The organism is Acinetobacter sp. PC34 (assembly GCF_051789135.1).
GTDB classification, from domain to species: domain Bacteria; phylum Pseudomonadota; class Gammaproteobacteria; order Pseudomonadales; family Moraxellaceae; genus Acinetobacter; species Acinetobacter johnsonii.
This window is the reverse complement of sequence record NZ_CP196664.1, coordinates 2,229,527-2,250,935: the sequence shown is the minus strand read 5'-3', so window position 1 is coordinate 2,250,935 and position 21,409 is coordinate 2,229,527. Positions and strand designations below refer to the sequence as shown.

Below are 21,409 nucleotides of genomic sequence, written 5' to 3'. Positions count from 1 at the left end.
GATGGTGAAAATTTGACATTGGTTTAAAATTTGTTCGATGATGTTTATCTCCCCAAAACCAATAATGATTATAAAAGAGAACGAGCATGAGCGAAAAAAATCAAAGTCATGAATGTTTAGTCTGTGGGCAGAAATTCCTCATTAAAAACCTCATTCCTATGGGGGCAATACGAAAATCTATTACCGAAGAAATTTCACATGATTTTCCAGAATGGTCGCCTCAAAGTTATATATGCCAAGCAGACTTAACCAAGTATCGAATTCAGTATGTTCATTCCCTGTTAAAGTCTGAAAAGGGGGAAGTGACTGATCTTGAATATGAGGTGATTAAAAGTTTGCAACAACATGAAGTGATCACCAAGAATGTTGAAAACCAGTTGGATCAAAATTGGACTTTAGGGGAAAGGCTGGCAGATAAAATTGCGACCTTTGGCGGTAGTTGGGCTTTTCTCATGTGCTTTGCGACTTTCCTAGCCATTTGGATTATTGTTAATACAGTGGTCATGGTTACGCATCCTGCCGATCCTTATCCCTTTATTTTATTAAATTTAATTTTATCCTGTATTGCTGCGGTTCAAGCTCCCGTGATTATGATGAGCCAAAATAGACAGGAAGCCAAAGACAGATTGCGTTCGCAAAACGATTATAAAATTAATTTAAAGGCAGAGTTAGAAATTCAACACTTAAATGAAAAACTAGATCATCTGTTGATGCATCAGTGGAATAGGTTAACCCAAATACAAGAAATACAACTGGATTTGTTATCCGAAATGAGTAAAAAACGCGAATAAATTGGCTTAATATCAAAACACTTAAAAGCATTTTCTGTAATAGAACGTATGCTGAGCTTCTTCTGTTTTTAGGCTCTCTCTTTTTTTGCACTCTGCTCATGCAAGATTAAAGTACTCACCCAGATCAATGATTTCATCTTTTCAGATTGCCTGATCTCAATGTATAGTCGTTCTGCATCGAGGACTCTATAGCTTTTCTTTTCGCTTTAAAGATTTAGTTTTTTCAAGCTACCCGTAAAGATTAAAAAGACGAAGACGAGTGCAAAATAGATGTATAAGGCTTTTACCGACTCATATAGATTTAAGAAGATCCATCAGTGAATATTTTAATAGCTTATGCATATTGATATGTTAAATTTATGATATTTAATAATATATTTGAAGATGTCTTTAAAATACCCGTTTTATTACCCGTTTTTTTTGAAATAATTTGCAAAATAAAGCCTGCTATATGCAGGCAGTACAATTTTCAGATTTATGTTCCTCAACTTTCTGTTTTACATAAGATTCATGCCAAAAAACATCTTTCTTATTTATTCGAATAGGCTGCTGAATTTCGCCTAATTTCACTCTATTATAAAATGCATCTTTTTTAATTGAAAGAAGTTCCATAAACTCTTTCGCTCTGACTCGACGATCAATTTTCATTAAGATTCCTGTTTTAATTGATTTGCAAAGTTATTTCGTACTTCATCTGAATACTTTGCAATAAACTACAATTGTGTACAAAGGCATGTTCCGCCGTGAATTTTTCCATTAATCGTGACTAGTCTATGGAGGAGTACGCAATTTTTTTTGCATCTTATAATCTGTGATCAACTGAACCTTTATATGATTTAAGATTCTTTTGGTGTTTAGTAGACCAATGTATAAACTCATTAATTATCTCAAATGTGTAAAAAAATCTTCAAATTCACATTATCAAAATATTTTAAAAAAAGATGAGAAAAGTTTAAAAAAACAAAAAAAAGGTTTATTTTTTAATTTATTATATCAGTAAAATAATCTTAAGTTTATTTAGATGGTAATTTGTAAAATGTGTAATTCTGTTTTGTAAAGTGATTTATTAAAAAATATTATTATAAAATAAGAGAATTGAATTTTTAGAAACGCACACTGCTAAGCCGACCTTAATTTAGGTCGGCTATTAACGTTTGCTACTTTTTCTGTTAATTTTTAATGGTTACTCATCATAGATTTTAAATGGGTTGTTTAAATTGAGAGAAATTGCGTTCTTTTTATTGTTGAATTCTCTGCCGATATCAGAGATATTAAATTCACTTAACTCTGTATCTGAGAATACTTCTTTATTGAAGTAATCCTGCATTAGATGAAGTTTTATGATCTTAAATAATAGATCGAGTGGATCATCATCAATATTATTTAATTTAAGTAGCGACAGTAATGTACCGCCAATAAAGAATTTTTGATGATTCTCTCTATTTCTCTTTTTAATGTTTTGTTGCTTGTCTAAAGCATCATCCGTGTCCAAGATGTTTTGATGAATTTTTATTTTCATGTTTTCTGGTAATTTTGACATATAATTGTCTAACATTTTCTCCGCTAAAAAATAATGTTCAAGCACTGGAGGAACATCTTCTCCGAAATAACTATAATCTAAAATATCGCGTTCTATTTTTGTGATCGAGTTTGGATCTTTTTTAAATATAAAAAGAAGTTCATTATCATACCTCTTTCTTCTTTTTGTATATAGATATGTTTTTCTGATTAATTGCTTTTCTTTTTCATTAAAGTCTTCTAAATCTTTGCGTTCGATTAATTGAATGACATCATAATGTGTTTTTTCGAAAGCGGGATTATTCATTGCAAAATATTCTATTGAATAAATGTGATCTTGTGTTGTTAATGCTGTACGACTCATCTTGATATTTTCTCACTAAAAAAATAAAAAATGTATATCACATGTCAATTTTAAAACTTGAGAAAAGTTTAAATATTCAAAAAAAAGTTCTGCTTTTTTTTCTGCTCGCTGCTAGTCACTTTTAGTTTTACTGTTAGTGGTGAGGGATAAAAATCATTTTTTGCGAATGCAAAAAAAAGATTTTTATCTCGTCTCCGTGTTCATTTCAATTCGCTTTCAGCGAATCAAAATGAACACTACATCTCGTCCTGCGGAGCACTTTTAGTTTTTTAAGTTATTGTATTTAAAATATATTATTTATTGAATATTCGAAAAAGCACTTGAGATGGTTAAAAATAACACAAACGTCTGTTACACGTTAAAAATTTGGGCTGTTACATGTTTTTTTGCTTAAAGTTTGATCGGTGTTACACGTTAAAATGGGAGGTGTTACACGTTAAAACTGGGGGTGTTACACGTTAAAAGTACGTATATTTATGATGCTGATATATTTTCTATAAAAAAACGCATTATTTTTCATTTTCTACATCAAACGAATAAAATTTTTGAATAATTTTATATGCTCCATTTTCTTTATTTGAAATTGGATTTGTATATGGGCAGAGTAAAACTTGAAGTGCGACATAAACCACCTAATTAATTTAAAGGGTTTATGGAGTATATAAAATTGTCATACCATCATCTTAACTTTGAAGATCGTACTGCATTAATGCTTGAGTCAAGAAAAGAAGGCTTTTCAGCCAGAAAATTTGCTGAACTCATTAAAAGACATCCTAGTACGATCTATCGTGAGCTTAAAAGAAATAGCATCAATGACGTTTATCAAGCTCGATATGCTTCTGATAACACCTTCGCTAGACGTAGACGTGGTCACAGAAAACTCAAAATCGATTCAATCCTCTGGAAATTTATTGTTGAAGCGATCCGTTGTTTATGGTCTCCTCAGCAAATAGCAAAGCGTTTAAAGACATTTCCTGATTTGGATCAAACAATGAATGTAAGCCATACAACGATTTATTCAACGATACGAGCATTACCCAAGGGTGAGTTGAAAAAAGACTTATTATCCTGTCTGCGTCATGAAAATAAAAAGCGAAAAGCTAACGGTGAACCTAAAAAAGATTCTATATTACAGGATATTAAAACTATTCATGAGCGCCCAGCCGAAGTTCAAGAAAGAAAAATACCGGGTCATTGGGAAGCTGATTTAATTAAAGGTAAAGACAATAAAAGTTCGATAGCAACACTTATTGAACGAAATACACGGCTCTGTATCTTGGCAACATTACCTGATGCAAAGGCAGAATCAGTGCGCAAGGCTTTAACTGAAGCTCTGAAATATTTACCTGCAGAACTGCGTAAAACGTTGACCTATGACCGTGGACGCGAGATGTCAGAACATAAAATACTCGAAGAAGATTTAGGCATAGATGTATATTTCTGTGACCCACATTCACCTTGGCAAAAAGGCACATGCGAAAATATGAATGGTTTAATTAGGCAATATTTACCTAAAGGGATTGATTTAAATCAGGCAGATCAGCATTATTTAAATCAAGTTGCCATGTCACTGAATACTCGTCCTAGAAAGGCGTTAGATTGGCTTACACCATTAGAGAAATTTGCTCAGCTTGTTGATTATCATATGGCTTTTGAAACTGTCGCACCTCATGTTTGAATTCGCCATGTATTATTTTGATTTACGTCATAATGTGAAAGAACTAAAAATTCAGCATAAAAATTTGCGTAAAGACAAATTTAGACATTCTTCAGAGTTGGGTTATCACTACATTACGCGAACATTATATTTTTCAACGCATAAACAAGATATTGAAGAGCTTGAATATACAGCATCAGCCAATATGCCAATCTGGGCAGCTGATAGCCCCGAAGTATTTTGGAATGCAGCAGATCAATATGAAAGTATGAATGGTCGAACATCTACGCATATTACCGTTGCTCTGCCGAAAGAACTTGATTGTATGCAACGTATTGAATTGTCGAATCAACTTGTAGATGAATTCTGCGGTCAATATCAGATGCCCTACAGCTTTGCCATTCATAATCATGTTTCAACCCTAGATGGGCGTTATGAACAACCGCATTTGCATTTATTATATTCTGAACGAAGTATTTATGATGGCATTGAACGAACACCAGAACTGTATTTTCAAAGACACTGTCCAAAGAATCCTGAGAGAGGCGGTGCCAAGAAACTAACAGCAGATGTAATTGGACTCGGTCGTCATCAAATTAATCATTATCGAAAAATCACAGAAAATGTCATAAATAAATTTTTAAAAGAATATGCACCAGTTAAAGAAATTGAAATTTACGGTGTGAAACTACAGGTTGAAAATAAGGTCTCATGTTTATCGAATGAAGATTATAACCAAAAAAATGGAACCAATTTAAAAGATGTTCCGCAAATACCTCGACATTATTTACATAGTAAAGATCCGGATATTCAAGAAAAAATTCAAATGGTTAGAACAATAGTTAAAGAGATTCGAGAAGCGAATTTATATGAATTGCATCAAGCCGAGTATCAGTTTGAATTGTCCAAAAGAAATCAGTATCAATATGAAAATAACGATATTGCTCGGAAGCCTAAATCCAATGATTTAGACTTCTAATTTATTTTGATTGTCTGGCTGAGTCATAAGTAAGTTCAATCTGAATAAGTTGAACTTGCTCACTTGATTAAATAGCTGTCGATTTGTAATTGCTCAAGTGGATGCCATTGATATCGCTCCTGACCACAAAAGGATTGTTTGATGTAGGCAATATGTCGAATCACGTGTTTCTGCTGTTTGAGTAAATTTTGGATGCGCTGATCTGCATAATGAATATCAACGCGCTGCTGCAACAGTGCTTGATAAAAATGACGATAATCTGTATTCATATTTTTGAGTATTTCACTTGTAGCGATCGGGGAGAGTGGCTGACTCAATCCTTGTGCCGTCGTATGTTCTGAGATTACAAGGTTTGGCTGTGCGGAGCATTTCTCTGATTTTAAGGACTGCTCGTGTGTAATCGCCTGATCTTTGAGAGTGTGAAACGCCTGTTGAATTGACAGCGTTAGCGTATCAGCTTGGGTGTCTTCAGCAGGATGTACACTGCTTATGGACTTTGAATCTGTTGTCTTTGCCGTTTGAGTAGACGATTGCGGTTGAGCTTGAGTTTCAGTATTCGGCTGGATCAATTGTTTTAACTTTCGATAGTTAATTGAATAAAAATTGATTTGGAGCCATTTATTTTTTGAGAGCTTTTTAATTACTAAAATCTCCGCTTGTTTTAATTTAGCGACGATCCGTTTAATGGTGGAGACACTATAGATCCCGAGGGTTTGTTGCCATTGTTCATAACTATGGAACCAATACTTTTTTCCTTTGTGGACTTGAGCATCACTTTTTTCTAAGCAGTAATGCAGCTTTTGTAAAAAAGTCGCGGCTGCGACGCCATACGCTTTTGCAAGCGTAGGCGAAGCAATTAAAGGGTAGTCAGAGGGAGCCAGCAGAATATGCTGATTATGCTTCATAACGTGCTCCCAAAAGACGCTCAGCACGTTCAATCAGGTTTTGACGTTGATGGGTGCGGAATGCCCAGAGCGATGGGGTATGATTATTTTGATTGAGTTTTGCGACTTCAGCGATTTGTTCATCATTCATCTGGCGTATACATTGACGAATAATTTGGTGCGCATGTTCAAGCTCGGTCAACAAGGAGTCTGCAGTATCGAGTGCTTGATAAAGATGGGTTAGACTTTGACGCTGGGGATTTGAAATGCTTTTGCCAAGTTCAACAATCAGTTGAGAGGCTTGTTTTTTAGATGTGCAAGTGTATGCACCATGAAAAGTAGCGTTCATAGCAGTAGTCCTAGATAAGTTTTAAATACTTACCAGCATTACTTCTCACGGTAATGGTGGCAGCGAGACAGGGGTGAGAATACTGAATCTAGGATCAGCCAACCTTACGGTTGCCCTATCAAGCTGCCATAACGACTGCTAAAACAGTAGACAAAAAAATAGCCGCGAGTGCGACATTAATTTGCACCTAGATTGTATCAGGTTCTCACGCCTGAACACAGATTTTGCTGTGTCCTATAAGCTTATCTGCGTATCCATTGCACTGTCAACGCTGTATTTGCATATTTTTACAAAACGCTACATTTAATTAATTCATTGATTAAGCTTTAGTTATTGGGGAAGTCTGACGGCTGGGTTTACCTATGATGAACAGGAGTATGTCGTTGGATACGGCAGGGCTTTTCTTCAGATCCACTTAAAAAAGTGAATGTTTGGTGAAGATCTATTCAATCATTTTATTCATTTATTTTATTACAGAAGAGCAGTTCATTTTAAACCGATCCATAGCATCAAAATCAGCCCATTGATGGTTTTAATTTGAGCTTATGGGTGAAATCAATAACTTAACTGAATTTATTCAAGGCGATCATGTGAATTTTATCGTATCGCGAAATTGACTAAAGCGCTGGATAAATCTAATATGAGCTCGCTGGCCTACATTGCCAGTCGGTTTTGACAGACCGATTCATCTAGCACATGAGGTTTATATTTTTGGATATAAACTGAATGTGGGAATCTTCACGTCCCCCTTTTTTTCTATGGTAGGACGGAAGGGGGACACTTTCGGGTGTGCTGATTCCTAGATGATCAGTCTGTCAACCCCTTTTCGTTCTGCCACCATTATTTGACAGTAATTTGGTAGAACTTCTATTACATCTAGGAGCTTCTCATGCTGTATCCATCTTTTCTTTATTGTGCCTCCGCACTCGTGCAACCTTGTTGTGTCTTTCAACAGGGCATATAGCACTGATTTTAATTTTTAAGCTGTATTAAAAAAACATTTTTACACGAACAATCTCTAAGGTGGATGGCTCAATCACGCCTATAAAAAAATACTTATTTTTATATCCCCTTGTGATTGTCAATTGCATTGAACATGCGGGGAACAATGATGTCTGAATTCACTCAACCAAAAATCATTCCAATCGAAAATCGCCCACCAAAATCTAAAGTCTTTGTAAAGTGCATTGTCGTGCCGATCGTCATTTTTTTAATTATGGCCAAAGTCTTTTCCTTTGGCTGGTTTGGCTCTCTATTCTTTGGCATCTGGCTGTTGTGGTTTGTGATCACCTATTACTTCTATGAATATGGCAATACCTACTTTGCAGGTATGACGGAGCAACTGACCCGCCAAGGTGAACAGTTTAATTATCACAATCGTGGGGTCTGGATTAACAGTCAGCATAAAACCATCATTCTGTTTGATGAACCTGAACAGCGTTTAGTGAAATACCCATTTGACTATATTACCTCAGTCGGCCACTTCAACTTAGTTGAAGACAAAGTCTCTTATACCAGCACAGTCACCAGCAATCTGATGACGGGAACGCATATCCACCATCACGAACATCGCAGCCCAGTCAAAAGAGAATACCAAGTCAATATTGGAACACGAGATCAATTCAAACCGCATTACTGCCTCAAAGTGTTGTTTCCTTGGCGTAGCCCAAAAATGGCCAGTGAAATTCGTCAACTGCTGTCGGCTGATCATTACCAATAAAAACCAAGAATAAGAGGGCTAATAAAATGATGAAACATTCAAAAACGGGGATAGCATCGATTAGAACCAGCACCTTGATGCTGGCCATCAGTATGGCCATGGTCGGATGTGGCGGTGGTGGTTCAGGCGGAAGCACTGGTTCCAATAGTGGTGGAACGGATGGAGCAAACGATGGTGGTACTTCACCTCAGCCTGTCACGTGTTCTGAAACGCAATATCTCCAAGAAGGGATCTGTAAAAACAAGACAGCACAACGCTTTGAACCCTTACAGCTCCAGCGCTTTCTCAAAGGTCAGGCCTATCAGTTGAACCTAAAGACGGATCAAGATCTGGCCCTCAGTTTTAGCAGTGAAAGTCCGAATATTTGTGACTTCGAACAAGGCGAGTTAAAAGCCTTAGATTTGGGCAAATGTACTTTAAAACTGACACAGGCGGGAACCTCACAGCTTCTGCCTGTGAATAGCACGATGGTGGTAGATGTCATTGAGGCGGATGCAGAGGAGCATAAAGATTTGAATGCTTGTCAGGCAGGGAGACCCAGTGAGGCGGAGCGTCAGCTGTTTATCAATACCCTGAATGAGATTCGTGCCTTACATAATCTGCCGAAAGTTCGCTATGACCAAGCCTATGAAGATCAGATGATGCAAGCCTCTATGTTACTGGCGGTGAATGAAAAGACCTCACACTATCCGGATCGTACTTGGCGCTGTTTTAGTGACATTGGCTATCAAGGGGCTTCAACATCGAACTTGAACTTTGTTCAAGCCTATCAGCCTTTAGCCAGCTACGGTGCAGATACCCATGTGATCAACTGGCTGATTGAAAAAAACTCGGCCAGTATTGGACATCGACGTCATATCTTGAGTCCATTCCTGACTAAAACCGCCTATGGCGAAGTCTCCAATACCGAGGCTAAAAGCGTAGCGACCATCTTAGGCGCTGCCATGAAAGTGGTCTATCCCTATGCATCGCAAACCCTAAGTACCACGATGCCAAAAGGGGTGATTGCCTATCCGTATCATGTGTATCCGAAGAAATTCTTTGCAAAAACCGAACCCTTATCCCTGTCGATTTTAGTCAATCCACAAAATGCCTATGCCAACAATACGGTGGATTTTTCACAGGTGAAGCTTACAGTGACTAGACGAGACAATCAGCAAGTTCAAACGATCAGCAACATCCAGTATGACAATATCAGCTATGGTTTAGTGGCCAATAATCTGCAATTTCATTTTAGCGCAATGGAATACAACGTGATCTATGACGTTAATGTGCAGCATGTGATGGTGGATGGAAAAGCTGAGGATTATGCCTACTGGTTTAAAGTTGATGATCAGTCTGGTGAACAACGCTTATCAGGAGAACAACGCTCAGCAGGAGAATCATCCAATGAGATTTAAGCTGAGATCATTTTTACTCGCCAGCGCTTCATTATTGGCATTGCAGACTGTGGTGGCACAGCCGGTTTCTACTTCCAATGCAGTGACTTTAGAGCAGGGCTTAAACTGTTTGGATTGGGCCAAGCAAGAACAGTCTTTTAGCAATCAATTGGCCACAGGAGATTGGACGCATACCGCAGCCTCTAATCTAACGACTCTGCAACAACAATTTAAGCAGCACTACACCCAGCAAAAATCAAGCGTTGTGGATGATCCAGACGATGAAAACTACTGTGAGGATTGTCCTGAAATAGAAGTCTATTTGCCCAAAGATAAAAGCAATCCGATCCAACGGATTGAGGCTTTGATGCAGGTCAGTGTGGCTGGGGCAAGTACTTCGATTTATCGCAATGATGATATGGCCCAAACCAAGCAGAAGCTAGAGGAAGGGTTAAAGATTCAGTTCAGTCCCTATAGCGGGCAGCAATTTAAACGCTTTAAACAGCAGTGGGATCAAGCCTCAGCACATGACAATGAGAAACGTACTAAGACCCAGCAGGTCTTTCAACAGTATCCGCATTTAAAGGTGTTTAACGGCGAGGTCTTTCAAAATGGAAAGCGTTACAGCCCTAAACAGATTTACATCTATACCCAACATTACAAACGGGATGTTTCTGATCTGAGCAGCATGATTGCTTATATCAGTCTGTATGACCATCCAATAGATCCATCACTGCACATTTTACAGTGTGGCTTTATTGACAATATGTCTTAAACCGCTTCAACTGAATAAAGAAAGAGTAACGTCATGAAAAAAATATTTTTAGCGGGTTTATGTCTCAGTCTTTCAAGCTTGGCCTGTGCGGGCGCCAAAGAAAGCCTGATCGGAAAACGTCTGGTGATGGACATCCCTGAGGTCCAATGTGCCGGCTTGTCCTTCTCCAAAAATGGTAAAGATGCGGCGATGTATGCAGAATTGGGACAGTGTCAGGATCCTATGCCGCTTAGGGTCAGATGGTTGGATGACAAGACCTTTATTTTAATCGAAAAAGTACGCCTCAATGAGACTTCGCCGCCCCGTAGCTTTTTATACAAAGTCAAAAGCATCAATCAGGATTATGTCCAGCTGACAGAAATCTGGACAGGGTGGGGAGACTCAAAAGACGATACGCTGGGTTATTATTTTAGATAAAGCATTTAAAACAATGATCAAGACAGGCCCTTGCTGAGACAGGGGCTTTAAAAGCAAGAAATGAATGGTTTGATTAGTATTAAAGGAATTCGATCATGGTGTGTAGTCCAATATTTTATCCAGCAAAATTTGAACAAGAAGGGCAGGCTTACAACATTTCATTTCGGGATATTCCAGAGGCAATGACTTGTGGTGACAATTTCGAGGATGCGCTACAGATGGCCAAAGATGCGCTGTTTACCAGTGTAGACTTCTATCTTGAAGAGGGTCGGAGTTTACCTCCACCCAGTGAATGCCAAAAGGGTGAGATCCTGATTGCTTTGGTTCAGACACTGACATAAATCTCACAAGCATCAAAAGTGAGGAGACTAATGTGGAAAGCAAAGAACAGGAAGACTTAGAAGAATACAACAACCTAGAGCAAACGATAGATGTTTTATGTGACGTTTGTAAGGAGTCCACTCAACTGAACCATGCTGTCCTGTCTGCCAATTGGGGCAATGGCTCCAAGCATGCTGGAGAATACTATGAACTGTATTTATGTGAGGCGTGTTTCTTCGCTACAGTCGCAACGTTAAAAAGAGAACATCGGGTGAAGCAGATGTTTAATCAGGATTTTAATGAAGCTGCATTGGAAAATTTCGGTCTGAGATAAGTATATCAAGATGATGAATTGTGCCTATGGATGAAAATATTAAAAGACGATTGGCCACTGAATTGAAAAATTTAGCAGCAGGCTCAGTATTTTCTGTTCAAGATTTCAGTGTTGCTCTTTCCAAGAAGCAGCTGTTAAGCTTTTTATCACCCTATTTGGATCAGGGGGAGGTCAGTCAGGTTGTGTTTAACATTTACTATAAAGTTAAATACACTCATCTGTTGAATCCGCCGAGAGTATTGCCGCCTGACCTCTCCAAAGTGTTAGCCGCGTTAACTCGATTAACTGGTGAGACGTTTCAATATGATGGTGGCTATTGTGCCAATCGTTTTGGGTTAAGTACTCAAGTTCCTCTATATTATGTCTTACATACCAATGGCCGTTCAAGGCGATTCAAACTGGCTGGGGTAGATGTGGTACTGAATCACACGGATGATCAGCGACTGCTCCAATACCCTTTACAAAAAGTAGGTATGGCGATCTCTGCTTTATACTATTTAGGATCAAATGTTGTGGATGATAAGATCATAAAAGCGATCAAAGATCAGTTATCACTTGACGAGTATGCAAAGTTACTTTCAGCGGATTTGCCGAAATGGATCAAAAGGTTGATGAGTGATTATGAAAATTGGACTGCCACCTGCATTAGGCTCTACATCTCCTGCTTCAGGATTTAATGCTAAGAATGTTTTGAATTCCTCATATTTTTCCTGAGCCCAATAAACAAGACAGTATTTAGTAAATAATGGGGCTCACATATTGTATACATTGATTTTAGTTATACTACCTTGCAGTAGTTTATTTCATACTACTTGGTGATATTTTTACATGCTAAATTTTAATTCACAGGGCTAAAGACGATGTACTATTTCGCAGAGGATCCCTTCTAGGTAATGTTACCTAGGAGGAACAATGAAAAAACTAAAACATCAATACAAGCAATCAATACAAAGTACTCGACACGATTATCTTTGGAAGGTTTACCCTAATGTCAGAAGTTCTATATTTAAGAAATTTAGTACTCAGCAAGAGCGTAGCTTTTATTTTTTGCATTGTATTGAATACAAAAGCTATTCGCTTAAAATTCGTGTAGCACGTGGTACAGGATTACCTCATGTTTGGGATGATTTTCCGACTTGCGTTTATAAAGTTGCTAAAAGTTGGAAACATAATTCTAAGAGAGCACATCAGTACTACAAAGAACATGAACAAAAATAAAAAGTGGGAGCAATTGAACTGCACCCCGAAATTTGGACGGTTTGATTAAGCAGCTTTTAAGGACTGAGTTCTGTATTCCACAGGGCTTAGTCCATTTAATTTAACCTTGATTCTTTCATGGTTATAATAATGAATATATTTTTTCACGGTTTGCTCCAGTTCTTCAACTGAATTAAATTTTTGCCCATGAAAGCATTCTTATTTAAGTATTCCGAAGAAACTCTCCATGACAGCATTATCCAAACAATTTCCTTTTCTTGACATACTTTGCGTAATTCCTGGTTGTTTGAGCTGTTGCTGATAATGGCGCATTTGATATTACCAACCCTGATCCGAGTGAAGAAGTAACTCATCTTTTGATGTAAGTCGGCTGAATGCTTTATCAAGCATCTCTTTGACTAAATCATATTATGGTCTTCGTTTGGTTTGATAGGCAACGATCTCCCCGTTAAATAAATCTATGATCGATGATAGGTAAAGTTTCTCTCCATCTACATTAAATTCTGTTACATCGGTTGTCCATTTCTGATTAGGATGATCGGCATTAAATCGGCGCTGTAATACATTCTTGGCAATCTTACCTACTTGCCCTTTGTACGATTTATATTTTACAGGGCGTACTCGTGATTTTAAGCCCATTATCTGCATCAATCGCTGTACACATTTGTGGTTAATTCTATGCCTACGTTTCTTAAGGCAAGCGTGATTCTGCGATATCCATATCGCCCTTTATGTTGATCATAAATTACCTTGATTTGCTGTTTGAGATCACTGTATTTATTATCAAAGTTTGATTGCTACTCATGATAAAAGTACGTACTTCGAGCCATTTGTGAAGCACGTACTAAATGTTTTAACTTATAGTTTTGCTTGGCTTTGTTGCACAAATCTATTCTTAAAGACTTACTCAACAATATAATTTCAGAATGAAGATGCCTACACCTAAAATCTACCACACGACCAATTGGTCCTCGTATAACCAAGTTTTAATCAAGCTAGGAAATATTTCAATTTGGTTTGATCCAAAACTCAATGGTATGCCTAGCCACAAGGCCAGCATGGTCGAAATCAAACCTATTCAGATACAGTGATTCAGTGCTGTTTGATGAACAAATCTTTATTTCGACTTTCTTTACGTATGGTCTCGGGCTTTGCTCAAAGCCACTTGATAAGGCTTTGTTGCACAAAGCTGTTCGTAAGGTCTGATTCAGCAATATAATTCTGAGATGAATAAGCCTACACCTAAAATTTATCGTACAACCAATTGGTCTTCATATAACCGAGCACTCATTAATCGTGGAAATATTTCGATTTGGTTTGATCCTCAGACTCAATGGTATGCTCAATTACAAGGTAAACAAGGACGAAATCAAACCTACTCAGATAGAGCAATTCAATGCTGTTTGATGATCAAATGTCTATTTCGACTTTCTTTACGTATGGTTACAGGCTTTGTGCAAAGTCTTATTCAACTCTGTGGTTTAAGTTGGACGGCACCAGATTATTTCACACTCTGCAGAAGACAAAAGCAAATTGATATTGAGATAAGCTATCAGCAAAGTCATGGTGAACTACATCTACTTGTAGATTCAACTGGCCTGAAGTTTTTAGGTGAAGGTGAATGGAAACGCAAGAAACATCAACCTGAATACCGTCGGCAATGGCGTAAACTGCATATTGGTATAGATGCTAAAACGCTGCAAATACGGGCAGTTCAGCTCACGACGAATAATGTCAGTGATTCACAAGTACTTGGTAATTTACTTGATCAAATTCCACCAGATGAACAGATTGATTCAGTCTATACAGATGGGGCTTATGACACAAAACAATGCCGTCAGGTTATTGCAGATCGACAAGCGCATGCGGTGATTCCGCCAAGAAAAAATGCGAAGCCTTGTAAGGATACAAAAGTTCATTCGCTAGAGCGAAATGAATTACTTCGTACTGTTAAACATTTAGGCAGGACACTATGGAAAAAATGGTCAGGCTATCATCGACGCAGTTTGGTTGAAACCAAGATGCACTGCATCAAATTATTAGGCGATAAATTAATGGCAAGAAGCTTTCCTAGTCAAGTGAATGAAATTCATGCTCGTGTAGCGGTCTTAAATAAATTTACAGAAATAGGCCGACCTCATACCCAAGTTGTCACTTAAATTTGAGCGACTCAGGAAAGCTCTATCTTTAAAATCTTTATGCAACAAAGCCTATTGATATTGTTATTAATTATCAAAAAAGCAGTGATGGTCTACATCTACTCGTCGACTCTACTGGCTTAAAGTTTTTAGGTGCAGGTGAATGGAAACGCAAGAAATATCGGCCTGAATGTCGGCCCAATTGCGTAAGTTTCACATTTTTATAAATACTGAAACGCTGCTAATACGTGCATTTCAGCTCACATCAACGCTTGTGTCGCTTACAATACAGGTGGTTCAGCGCTTTTATCTGACGTACAGCGTACATACTCATTTTTATGCCCTGAGCTTGTAAGTATTTGGTTAATCGAATATAACCATAGCTCTGCCTTGTCTCCTCATGGGCTATTTTCACCAATATCGTCTGTTGATTTCGTTGAATCGTTCTTTTGCTCACGCCTCTCTTGAGCCAATCATAAAAACATGAAACTGAAACATGAAGTAATCGAGCCATTAAGTTAATTGGAAAAGAATATCTTTTTTGTTTCATATAGGCGTACCTTACTGACTTTCTTTGGCAAAGTACGCTGCTGCCTTTTTTAAAAATTCACGTTCCATTTCAGCTATTTTGAGCTGTTGTTTGAGTTTTTTATTTTCTTCGAGTAGAGCGTTTAGATCAGGTGAATACTGTTTGGTACCTGCTAAAGTTCCAGCCTTTGCTTTGGTATTCCAATTTGAAAGAGTTTGCATTGAAATGCTAAGTTGTCTAGCTGTTTCCGAGACATTGCCTTGATTGGCTTCAATTAATTTGATGGCTTCAGCTTTAAATTCTGTGGTGTAAGTCTTGTGTTTCTTGCTCATGGTAAACTCCTGATGAGTGTGTTTAGTTTACCAAGTTAAAACCTCCTGTTTTTTCAGCACACATCAATACTTTAAATTGGTGATTGGTTTGAAAAATAATGACCAAAACTATTTTCTAGAAGCAGCTATAATATTTTAATTTAATGATGTCATAACTCCATTGTTCTGGGTCATTATGGCGCTTCGACTTAGAGTGACAACTAAGATCAACTCCAAAGAAATTCTAGTCTATATGACTAGAATTTCTTTTCGATTTTATGTTGAACTGATCACATATTATTTAAACTTGCGGATATATTATTTACCATGTGAATTAATCGTGGGCCAATCTTATTTTCTAATTTATCTTGGTCAAGTAAATAGCTTGGAGCTCCACAATTAAAGACTAGGATGCCATGTTTCGAATGGATAAGTGGGACAGCTACAGAGTTAACATCTTTAGCCCAATCTCCTATCGAGAGACAATAGCCGTAATCATGATAATCTCTCAATGAACGTTCTAGGTTACGCTTTATTGCTGGCCAATTGTCTAGATTACGCTTACGAATTGCTTCAATTAAATATTCGCGTTCCTTCGTTTCCATTGCAGCTAGACATGCCCGTCCCATTGCACTTGAGTGAATGGGTAAAGTAGAACCTACTGGACGTCGCATGGTTAATGTCGAATCAGTATGAACTACATTTAAATACATCATCGTTAAGCGATCACGTGTTGCCATCGCAACAGGAGCTTGTGCATAACGTGACATTTCTTCCATAAATGGTTGTGCTTGAGTACGTGCGGAAATATTAGCAAGAGCTGCATAACCTAATGCTAAGACACCAATATCCAGCAAATATTTAGTCGTGCTAGGTAATTGTTTAAGATAACCTAAAGAGACTAAAGTGCTTGTAATACGCGCGACTGTCGGCTTGGGTAAATTAGTAAGTTGAGCAATTTCTTGATTACCCAATAGCTGGTTAGTTGATGAAAAACAACGTAAAATTTCAAGACCACGAGCAATTGAAGCAATGAATTGTGGGTTGTTTTCACGATGAATATGCGAAATTGGATCTAAGCGAATTTCATCGAAATTAGGGTTTTCTGATTTATTTTTGGATGTCATGCTACTTCGTTCAAAGTCAATTATAGAAGCATCATATCAATTTAATTTCACGATACAAAATAAATGTTTTGTTTTGTCCTACTATAAAAGATGAATGGCGATTCATACAATTCATTTGAAGTTTTAAATAAATATAAAAACTGTATTTTAGAATCTAAAGCCAATTTCACACATTATTAGTTGAAATCATATATCCCTACAAACCAATTTAGAGAAATTGTTTATTGCCTTTACATACTACATATATGGCTCATATTAGAATATTTAGATTGTTAATATCATGGATTAGATTGCATAACGATCTTAGTTGTATAGCAAATAATTAGAAAAAAAGTATAACGAACCCAAAATATTTTTTTGAAAATTCGGCATTTTCTAGCAATATTGATGGGAGAAATACTTATTCAAACACTGAAATAAGTGAACAATTCAGATCAAAGTGTAATTGGATCAAAAATCATGAACTGCTTTTATTTCCAAAAGCAGATTTATTTCGCTCTGCAAAATTTTATTTTTTATAAAAAATCAGCTTGATAAGTCGATTTCGATGTTATTTTGGCTGAAAAATAAATTTTTCTTGCTATTTCCCTTGTTTTTTGATTATTTATTTCGTATTGTGAAATCGATAAGGGTAAAGGAATTTACTCAAAAAATATTAAATAGGGAGTAAAACATGATTCGTGATCCGGAAATGCTGGAACAGTTGTTAGGTACAATTCGTGATTTTGTAAAAAATGAACTTGTTCCTTTGGAACATGAAGTTGAAGAAAAAAATGCGATCCCAGAACACATTGTAGATCAGATGAAAGAATTGGGTCTATTTGGTCTGACCATTCCGGAGCAATACGGAGGTTTAGGCATCACTATGGAAGAAGAAATTCTGGTGGCAATGGAGTTAGGACAAACATCGGCAGCATTCCGTTCTTTAATTGGGACCAATAATGGCATTGGGTCAAGCGGGATTGTGATTGATGGAACGGAAGAACAAAAGCAAAAATATTTACCACGGTATGCGACTGGTGAAATCATTGGTTCATTTTGTTTAACGGAACCAGATTCTGGTTCGGACGCTGCATCATTAAAAACCAATGCGGTTAAAGATGGCGATCATTACATCTTAAATGGCACTAAGCGCTTTATCACCAATGCACCGCGTGCAACAACCTTTACTGTTATGGCGCGTACTAATCCAGATATTAAAGGTGCCAGTGGTATCTCTGCATTTCTTGTCGAAGCCGGCACCCCGGGTTTAAGTCTTGGTAAAATTGATAAAAAAATGGGCCAACATGGTTCTTATACATGTGATGTGATTTTTGACAATTGTCGTGTGCATCAAGACCAACTGATTGGTGGTATTGAAGGTATTGGTTTTAAGACCGCGATGCGTGTTTTGGATAAAGGTCGTTTACATATTGCTGGATATAGCGTCGGTATGGCAGAAAGGATGTTGAAAGATGCCTTAAACTATGCTGTGGAACGTAAACAGTTCGGTCAACCGATTGCCAATTTTCAGCTAATTCAAGGTATGTTGGCCGACTCTAAAGCTGAAATCTATGCAGCTAAATGCATGGTACTTGATGCGGCTCGATTGCGCGATGCAGGTCAGAATGTCACCACAGAGGCATCTTGCGCGAAAATGTTTGCCACTGAAATGTGTGGTCGTGTAGCGGATCGTTGTCTACAAATTCATGGTGGCGCTGGCTACATCAGCGAATATTCAATTGAACGTTTCTACCGTGATGTACGTTTGTTCCGTTTGTATGAAGGTACGACGCAAATTCAGCAAATTATTATTGCTCGTGAACTCATTAAACAAGCAACTGCATAAAAATTGATTTGCATAAATTGGGAATATTAAAATGACGACAAAAATTAGATTTAACTGGCAAGATCCATTTTTATTAGAGCAGCAACTCACAGAAGAAGAGCGCATGATTATGGAATCTGCACGCGCTTATTGTCAGGGTAAGCTTCAACCACGTGTTCTGGAGCAGTTCCGTCATGAGAAAACTGATCCAACCATTTTTCGTGAAATGGGTGAATTAGGTCTGCTTGGCCCAACTATTCCTGAACAGTATGGCGGTGCAGGCTTAAACTATGTCAGCTATGGTCTGATTGCCCGCGAAGTTGAACGTGTTGACTCAGGTTACCGTTCAATGGCCAGCGTACAAAGTTCTCTGGTGATGGTTCCAATTAATGAATTCGGTTCTGAAGAGCAGAAACAAAAATACTTACCGAAACTTGCTTCAGGTGAATATATCGGCTGTTTCGGTCTAACTGAGCCTGACCATGGTTCTGATCCAGGCAGCATGATTACTCGTGCCAAGAAAGTTGATGGTGGTTACCGTCTAACTGGTGCAAAAATGTGGATTACCAATAGCCCGATTGCAGATGTATTTGTGGTCTGGGCGAAAGAAGTTTCTCCTGAAGGTAACGTTGGTGACATTCGCGGCTTTATTTTGGAAAAAGGCTGGGAAGGTTTATCGGCACCAGCGATTCACGGTAAGGTTGGTCTGCGTGCTTCAATTACTGGTGAAATCGTTATGGATAACGTATTTGTACCGGAAGAAAATGCTTTCCCTGAAATTCGTGGTTTACGTGGTCCATTTACTTGTCTAAATAGTGCACGTTACGGTATTGCTTGGGGTGCGATGGGTGCAGCAGAGTTTTGCTGGCATACAGCACATCAATACACCATGGACCGTAAACAGTTTGGGCGTCCACTTGCGGCAAATCAGTTGATTCAGAAAAAGTTAGCTGATATGCAAACTGAAATTGCTCTAGGTCTGCAAGTTGCTTTGCGTTTTGGCCGTATGAAAGATGAAGGTATTGCTTCAGTAGAAGGAACTTCACTGATTAAACGTAATAACTGCGGTAAAGCACTCGATATTGCACGTGTTGCCCGTGACATGATGGGTGGTAACGGTATTTCTGATGAATTTGGTGTAGCACGTCATTTGGTGAACTTGGAAGTGGTAAACACTTATGAAGGTACTCATGATGTGCATGCCTTGATTCTAGGCCGAGCACAGACTGGAATTGCTGCATTTTCTAACTAAATCCAAATAATTCTCTAGCCAGCATTGCTGGCTAGTTTGTTTTAGTTGGCCTTATTTCATAAGTAACTAAAGTTAGCTCTCGAGAATATCTTTGAATGTACTGCATAGCCAATCTACAAGTTAAAGAATGATTAAATAAGATATATTTCATTTAATGAGTTAGGTGAAATATAAATTTTAAAGGCACAGGAGTGCCAGCAAAGTGAAAAGGACATTATGGATACGCTCAGTACGCAACAAAACCACTTACCAGAAGAAAATATGCCCAAAAAAAAGGTTTGGATTCTGGCTTTCATATTCTCATTTCTAGCATTGCTAGTTGATGGCGCAGATCTTGCGCTATTAGCCTACAGTCTAACTAGCCTTAAGCAAGAGTTTTCATTAAGTAGTATTCAAGCAGGTGCACTCGGTAGTTGGACACTTGCTGGTATGGCAATTGGTGGCTTTTTTGGTGGTTGGGCTTGTGACCGATTCGGCCGAGTTCGGGTGATTGTTATAGCTATCGCATTATTTTCTTCATTAACATTCTGGCTGGGCTTCACTCAAAGCTATGATGAGTTTAAGTGGTTACGATTTTTCTCTGCAATTGGCTTAGGTGCACTTTACATTGCCTGTAATACGTTAATGGCAGAATACGTGCCAACTAAATATCGCTCTACAGTACTTGCAGCGTTAATGACAGGTTGGACACTAGGCTCAGTGGTTGCAACTGTATTGGCAGGATGGTTACTCCCAGAGTTAGGCTGGCGCTATCTTTATTATATTGCCATTATTCCGATCGTTCTTGCCATAGGAATGTTCTTTCTGGTGCCAGAACCACAAGCGTGGCTAAAAGCCCGTCAAGAACGCTTAGAAGCTAAAACTACCGGAGTGGTGCAGGAAAAACCAAAGAATACCTTCAAAATGATTTTTGCTGATGCTTTAAGTCGTCGCATGTTTATTCTCTGGTCATTTAGTACGGCATTTTTACAGTTTGGTTATTACGGTGTGAGTAACTGGTTACCGGCTTATCTTGAATCAGATCTGGGTATCAAGTTTAAAGAAATGACCACCTATATGATTGGGACCTTCCTAATCATGATGTGTACCAAAGTTATCGCAGGCATTATCGCTGACAAAATAGGGCGTCGTGCCGTATTTGCTTTCGGTACGATGGGTACCGCAATTTTTATTCCAATCATTGTCTTTGGTAATACACCAGACAATATCTTATGGCTGATGCTATTTTTCGGATTCCTTTACGGCATTCCATATGGCATTAACGCTACGTATATGACTGAAAGTTTCTCTACTAAAGTCCGTGGTACAGCTACAGGTGGCGCTTATAACATCGGCCGTCTAGGCGCAGTATTGGCACCCTTAACGATCGGGTATTTTGCTCAAGGTGGCTCGATTGGTACGGGTCTACTGATTATGAGTGTGGCTTATTTTATTTGTGGTCTTATTCCGGCCATTTTCATTAAGAACCGTTTATTTGACCCACAAAAAGCAGACTAATTTGCAGATCAAATATTTTTATAGCGACAGGTAAATGCTAGG

General features: G+C 38.0%; 20 protein-coding genes and 4 pseudogenes. 17 read left to right on the top strand and 7 right to left on the bottom strand.

Translation table 11 applies throughout. The annotated features are described in order from the left end of the window. Positions 1-86 precede the first annotated feature (86 nt). Entirely contained in the window at positions 87-791 is a 705-nt protein-coding gene (locus tag ACSC9N_RS10960; RefSeq protein WP_010326348.1) for a DUF1003 domain-containing protein, read from the top strand. A gap of 447 nt (positions 792-1,238) precedes the next feature. Here the strand turns inward: ACSC9N_RS10960 and ACSC9N_RS10955 are convergent, their stop codons facing one another. Together ACSC9N_RS10955 and ACSC9N_RS10950 are read right to left on the bottom strand one after the other, a co-directional pair. Beyond that, positions 1,239-1,439: a helix-turn-helix transcriptional regulator gene (locus tag ACSC9N_RS10955; RefSeq protein WP_094149099.1), complete on the bottom strand. Its 201-nt coding sequence runs from the start codon at positions 1,437-1,439 to the stop codon at positions 1,239-1,241. 535 nt (positions 1,440-1,974) lie between these two features. Then, positions 1,975-2,673, bottom strand: coding sequence for a hypothetical protein (locus ACSC9N_RS10950; RefSeq protein ID WP_094148768.1), 699 nt, complete (start codon positions 2,671-2,673; stop codon positions 1,975-1,977). Positions 2,674-3,325: 652 nt separating this feature from the next. Here ACSC9N_RS10950 and ACSC9N_RS10945 point away from each other — a divergent pair. Then, positions 3,326-4,351: an IS30-like element ISAba125 family transposase gene (locus ACSC9N_RS10945; protein WP_004994718.1), complete on the top strand. Its 1,026-nt coding sequence runs from the start codon at positions 3,326-3,328 to the stop codon at positions 4,349-4,351. Positions 4,352-4,358: 7 nt separating this feature from the next. Next, positions 4,359-5,309, top strand: coding sequence for a MobA/MobL family protein (locus tag ACSC9N_RS10940; RefSeq protein ID WP_263507268.1), 951 nt, complete (start codon positions 4,359-4,361; stop codon positions 5,307-5,309). A gap of 59 nt (positions 5,310-5,368) precedes the next feature. Here the strand turns inward: ACSC9N_RS10940 and ACSC9N_RS10935 are convergent, their stop codons facing one another. Both ACSC9N_RS10935 and ACSC9N_RS10930 read right to left on the bottom strand, forming a co-directional pair. After that, entirely contained in the window at positions 5,369-6,214 is an 846-nt protein-coding gene (locus ACSC9N_RS10935; RefSeq protein ID WP_131230058.1) for a hypothetical protein, read from the bottom strand. Continuing rightward, positions 6,204-6,542, bottom strand: a complete 339-nt coding sequence (locus ACSC9N_RS10930; protein WP_078424950.1) for a hypothetical protein — start codon at positions 6,540-6,542, stop codon at positions 6,204-6,206. The genes ACSC9N_RS10935 and ACSC9N_RS10930 overlap by 11 nt, the downstream gene beginning before the upstream one ends. 1,111 nt (positions 6,543-7,653) lie before the next feature. Between ACSC9N_RS10930 and ACSC9N_RS10925 the strand changes: the two genes are divergently transcribed. The 8 genes from ACSC9N_RS10925 to ACSC9N_RS10890 all read left to right on the top strand — a co-directional run bounded on the left by ACSC9N_RS10925 (position 7,654) and on the right by ACSC9N_RS10890 (position 12,706). After that, positions 7,654-8,262 carry a hypothetical protein gene (locus ACSC9N_RS10925; protein ID WP_094149083.1) on the top strand — a complete coding sequence of 203 codons (609 nt, stop codon included), beginning with the start codon at positions 7,654-7,656 and terminating at the stop codon, positions 8,260-8,262. A gap of 26 nt (positions 8,263-8,288) precedes the next feature. Further along, positions 8,289-9,662, top strand: coding sequence for a CAP domain-containing protein (locus ACSC9N_RS10920; RefSeq protein ID WP_094149071.1), 1,374 nt, complete (start codon positions 8,289-8,291; stop codon positions 9,660-9,662). Next, the gene (locus ACSC9N_RS10915) at positions 9,652-10,416 is read left to right on the top strand and encodes a hypothetical protein (RefSeq protein ID WP_094149073.1); all 765 of its coding nucleotides are present in this window, start codon (positions 9,652-9,654) and stop codon (positions 10,414-10,416) included. The genes ACSC9N_RS10920 and ACSC9N_RS10915 overlap by 11 nt, the downstream gene beginning before the upstream one ends. Before the next feature lie 33 nt (positions 10,417-10,449). Continuing rightward, positions 10,450-10,833 (top strand): hypothetical protein, encoded by a 384-nt coding sequence (locus ACSC9N_RS10910; RefSeq protein WP_094149075.1) that lies wholly within the window; start codon positions 10,450-10,452, stop codon positions 10,831-10,833. Positions 10,834-10,928: 95 nt separating this feature from the next. Beyond that, positions 10,929-11,174: a type II toxin-antitoxin system HicB family antitoxin gene (locus ACSC9N_RS10905; protein ID WP_094149077.1), complete on the top strand. Its 246-nt coding sequence runs from the start codon at positions 10,929-10,931 to the stop codon at positions 11,172-11,174. A gap of 32 nt (positions 11,175-11,206) precedes the next feature. Next, positions 11,207-11,488, top strand: a complete 282-nt coding sequence (locus ACSC9N_RS10900) for a hypothetical protein (RefSeq protein WP_094149079.1) — start codon at positions 11,207-11,209, stop codon at positions 11,486-11,488. A gap of 26 nt (positions 11,489-11,514) precedes the next feature. Further along, positions 11,515-12,165, top strand: coding sequence for a DUF6088 family protein (locus ACSC9N_RS10895; RefSeq protein ID WP_228260981.1), 651 nt, complete (start codon positions 11,515-11,517; stop codon positions 12,163-12,165). 235 nt (positions 12,166-12,400) lie between these two features. Then, positions 12,401-12,706 carry a hypothetical protein gene (locus tag ACSC9N_RS10890; RefSeq protein WP_094149115.1) on the top strand — a complete coding sequence of 102 codons (306 nt, stop codon included), beginning with the start codon at positions 12,401-12,403 and terminating at the stop codon, positions 12,704-12,706. Between the two features lie 45 nt (positions 12,707-12,751). Here ACSC9N_RS10890 and ACSC9N_RS10885 read toward each other — a convergent pair. After that, positions 12,752-13,587 (bottom strand): annotated as a pseudogene (locus ACSC9N_RS10885) (IS3 family transposase); the annotation flags it as partial. 45 nt (positions 13,588-13,632) lie between these two features. Between ACSC9N_RS10885 and ACSC9N_RS10880 the strand changes: the two are divergent. The 3 genes and pseudogenes from ACSC9N_RS10880 to ACSC9N_RS10870 all read left to right on the top strand — a co-directional run. Further along, positions 13,633-13,886: pseudogene (locus ACSC9N_RS10880) on the top strand (transposase); the annotation flags it as partial. Positions 13,887-13,932: 46 nt separating this feature from the next. After that, positions 13,933-14,865, top strand: a complete 933-nt coding sequence (locus tag ACSC9N_RS10875) for an IS5 family transposase (protein ID WP_094149114.1) — start codon at positions 13,933-13,935, stop codon at positions 14,863-14,865. Positions 14,866-14,918: 53 nt separating this feature from the next. Further along, positions 14,919-15,124: pseudogene (locus tag ACSC9N_RS10870) on the top strand (transposase); the annotation flags it as partial. On the opposite strand, the pseudogene ACSC9N_RS10865 reads toward ACSC9N_RS10870, so the two are convergent. Together ACSC9N_RS10865 and ACSC9N_RS10860 are read right to left on the bottom strand one after the other, a co-directional pair. Beyond that, a pseudogene (locus tag ACSC9N_RS10865) lies at positions 15,113-15,705 on the bottom strand (IS3-like element ISAba22 family transposase); the annotation flags it as partial. The pseudogenes ACSC9N_RS10870 and ACSC9N_RS10865 overlap by 12 nt on opposite strands. Positions 15,706-15,974: 269 nt before the next feature. After that, positions 15,975-16,811: an IclR family transcriptional regulator gene (locus ACSC9N_RS10860; protein WP_094149028.1), complete on the bottom strand. Its 837-nt coding sequence runs from the start codon at positions 16,809-16,811 to the stop codon at positions 15,975-15,977. Positions 16,812-17,484: 673 nt separating this feature from the next. On the opposite strand from ACSC9N_RS10860, the gene ACSC9N_RS10855 reads away from it, so the two are divergent. The 3 genes from ACSC9N_RS10855 to ACSC9N_RS10845 all read left to right on the top strand — a co-directional run bounded on the left by ACSC9N_RS10855 (position 17,485) and on the right by ACSC9N_RS10845 (position 21,367). Further along, positions 17,485-18,639 (top strand): acyl-CoA dehydrogenase family protein, encoded by a 1,155-nt coding sequence (locus ACSC9N_RS10855; protein ID WP_094149030.1) that lies wholly within the window; start codon positions 17,485-17,487, stop codon positions 18,637-18,639. A 31-nt stretch (positions 18,640-18,670) separates the two neighbouring features. Further along, a complete protein-coding gene (locus ACSC9N_RS10850) occupies positions 18,671-19,870 on the top strand; it encodes an acyl-CoA dehydrogenase (RefSeq protein WP_094149031.1) in 1,200 nt (399 codons plus the stop codon). A 216-nt stretch (positions 19,871-20,086) separates the two neighbouring features. Next, a complete protein-coding gene (locus ACSC9N_RS10845) occupies positions 20,087-21,367 on the top strand; it encodes an MFS transporter (protein ID WP_094149034.1) in 1,281 nt (426 codons plus the stop codon). Positions 21,368-21,409 lie beyond the last annotated feature (42 nt).

What these genes read in the sequence shown, in the direction of transcription:
- ACSC9N_RS10960 (WP_010326348.1), top strand. Translation starts at nt 87, where the DNA reads ATGAGCGAAAAAAATCAAAGTCATGAATGTTTAGTCTGTGGGCAGAAA.
- ACSC9N_RS10955 (WP_094149099.1), bottom strand. Translation starts at nt 1,439, where the DNA reads ATGAAAATTGATCGTCGAGTCAGAGCGAAAGAGTTTATGGAACTTCTT.
- ACSC9N_RS10950 (WP_094148768.1), bottom strand. Translation starts at nt 2,673, where the DNA reads ATGAGTCGTACAGCATTAACAACACAAGATCACATTTATTCAATAGAA.
- ACSC9N_RS10945 (WP_004994718.1), top strand. Translation starts at nt 3,326, where the DNA reads ATGGAGTATATAAAATTGTCATACCATCATCTTAACTTTGAAGATCGT.
- ACSC9N_RS10940 (WP_263507268.1), top strand. Translation starts at nt 4,359, where the DNA reads ATGTATTATTTTGATTTACGTCATAATGTGAAAGAACTAAAAATTCAG.
- ACSC9N_RS10935 (WP_131230058.1), bottom strand. Translation starts at nt 6,214, where the DNA reads ATGAAGCATAATCAGCATATTCTGCTGGCTCCCTCTGACTACCCTTTA.
- ACSC9N_RS10930 (WP_078424950.1), bottom strand. Translation starts at nt 6,542, where the DNA reads ATGAACGCTACTTTTCATGGTGCATACACTTGCACATCTAAAAAACAA.
- ACSC9N_RS10925 (WP_094149083.1), top strand. Translation starts at nt 7,654, where the DNA reads ATGTCTGAATTCACTCAACCAAAAATCATTCCAATCGAAAATCGCCCA.
- ACSC9N_RS10920 (WP_094149071.1), top strand. Translation starts at nt 8,289, where the DNA reads ATGATGAAACATTCAAAAACGGGGATAGCATCGATTAGAACCAGCACC.
- ACSC9N_RS10915 (WP_094149073.1), top strand. Translation starts at nt 9,652, where the DNA reads ATGAGATTTAAGCTGAGATCATTTTTACTCGCCAGCGCTTCATTATTG.
- ACSC9N_RS10910 (WP_094149075.1), top strand. Translation starts at nt 10,450, where the DNA reads ATGAAAAAAATATTTTTAGCGGGTTTATGTCTCAGTCTTTCAAGCTTG.
- ACSC9N_RS10905 (WP_094149077.1), top strand. Translation starts at nt 10,929, where the DNA reads ATGGTGTGTAGTCCAATATTTTATCCAGCAAAATTTGAACAAGAAGGG.
- ACSC9N_RS10895 (WP_228260981.1), top strand. Translation starts at nt 11,515, where the DNA reads ATGGATGAAAATATTAAAAGACGATTGGCCACTGAATTGAAAAATTTA.
- ACSC9N_RS10890 (WP_094149115.1), top strand. Translation starts at nt 12,401, where the DNA reads ATGAAAAAACTAAAACATCAATACAAGCAATCAATACAAAGTACTCGA.
- ACSC9N_RS10875 (WP_094149114.1), top strand. Translation starts at nt 13,933, where the DNA reads ATGAATAAGCCTACACCTAAAATTTATCGTACAACCAATTGGTCTTCA.
- ACSC9N_RS10860 (WP_094149028.1), bottom strand. Translation starts at nt 16,811, where the DNA reads ATGACATCCAAAAATAAATCAGAAAACCCTAATTTCGATGAAATTCGC.
- ACSC9N_RS10855 (WP_094149030.1), top strand. Translation starts at nt 17,485, where the DNA reads ATGATTCGTGATCCGGAAATGCTGGAACAGTTGTTAGGTACAATTCGT.
- ACSC9N_RS10850 (WP_094149031.1), top strand. Translation starts at nt 18,671, where the DNA reads ATGACGACAAAAATTAGATTTAACTGGCAAGATCCATTTTTATTAGAG.
- ACSC9N_RS10845 (WP_094149034.1), top strand. Translation starts at nt 20,087, where the DNA reads ATGGATACGCTCAGTACGCAACAAAACCACTTACCAGAAGAAAATATG.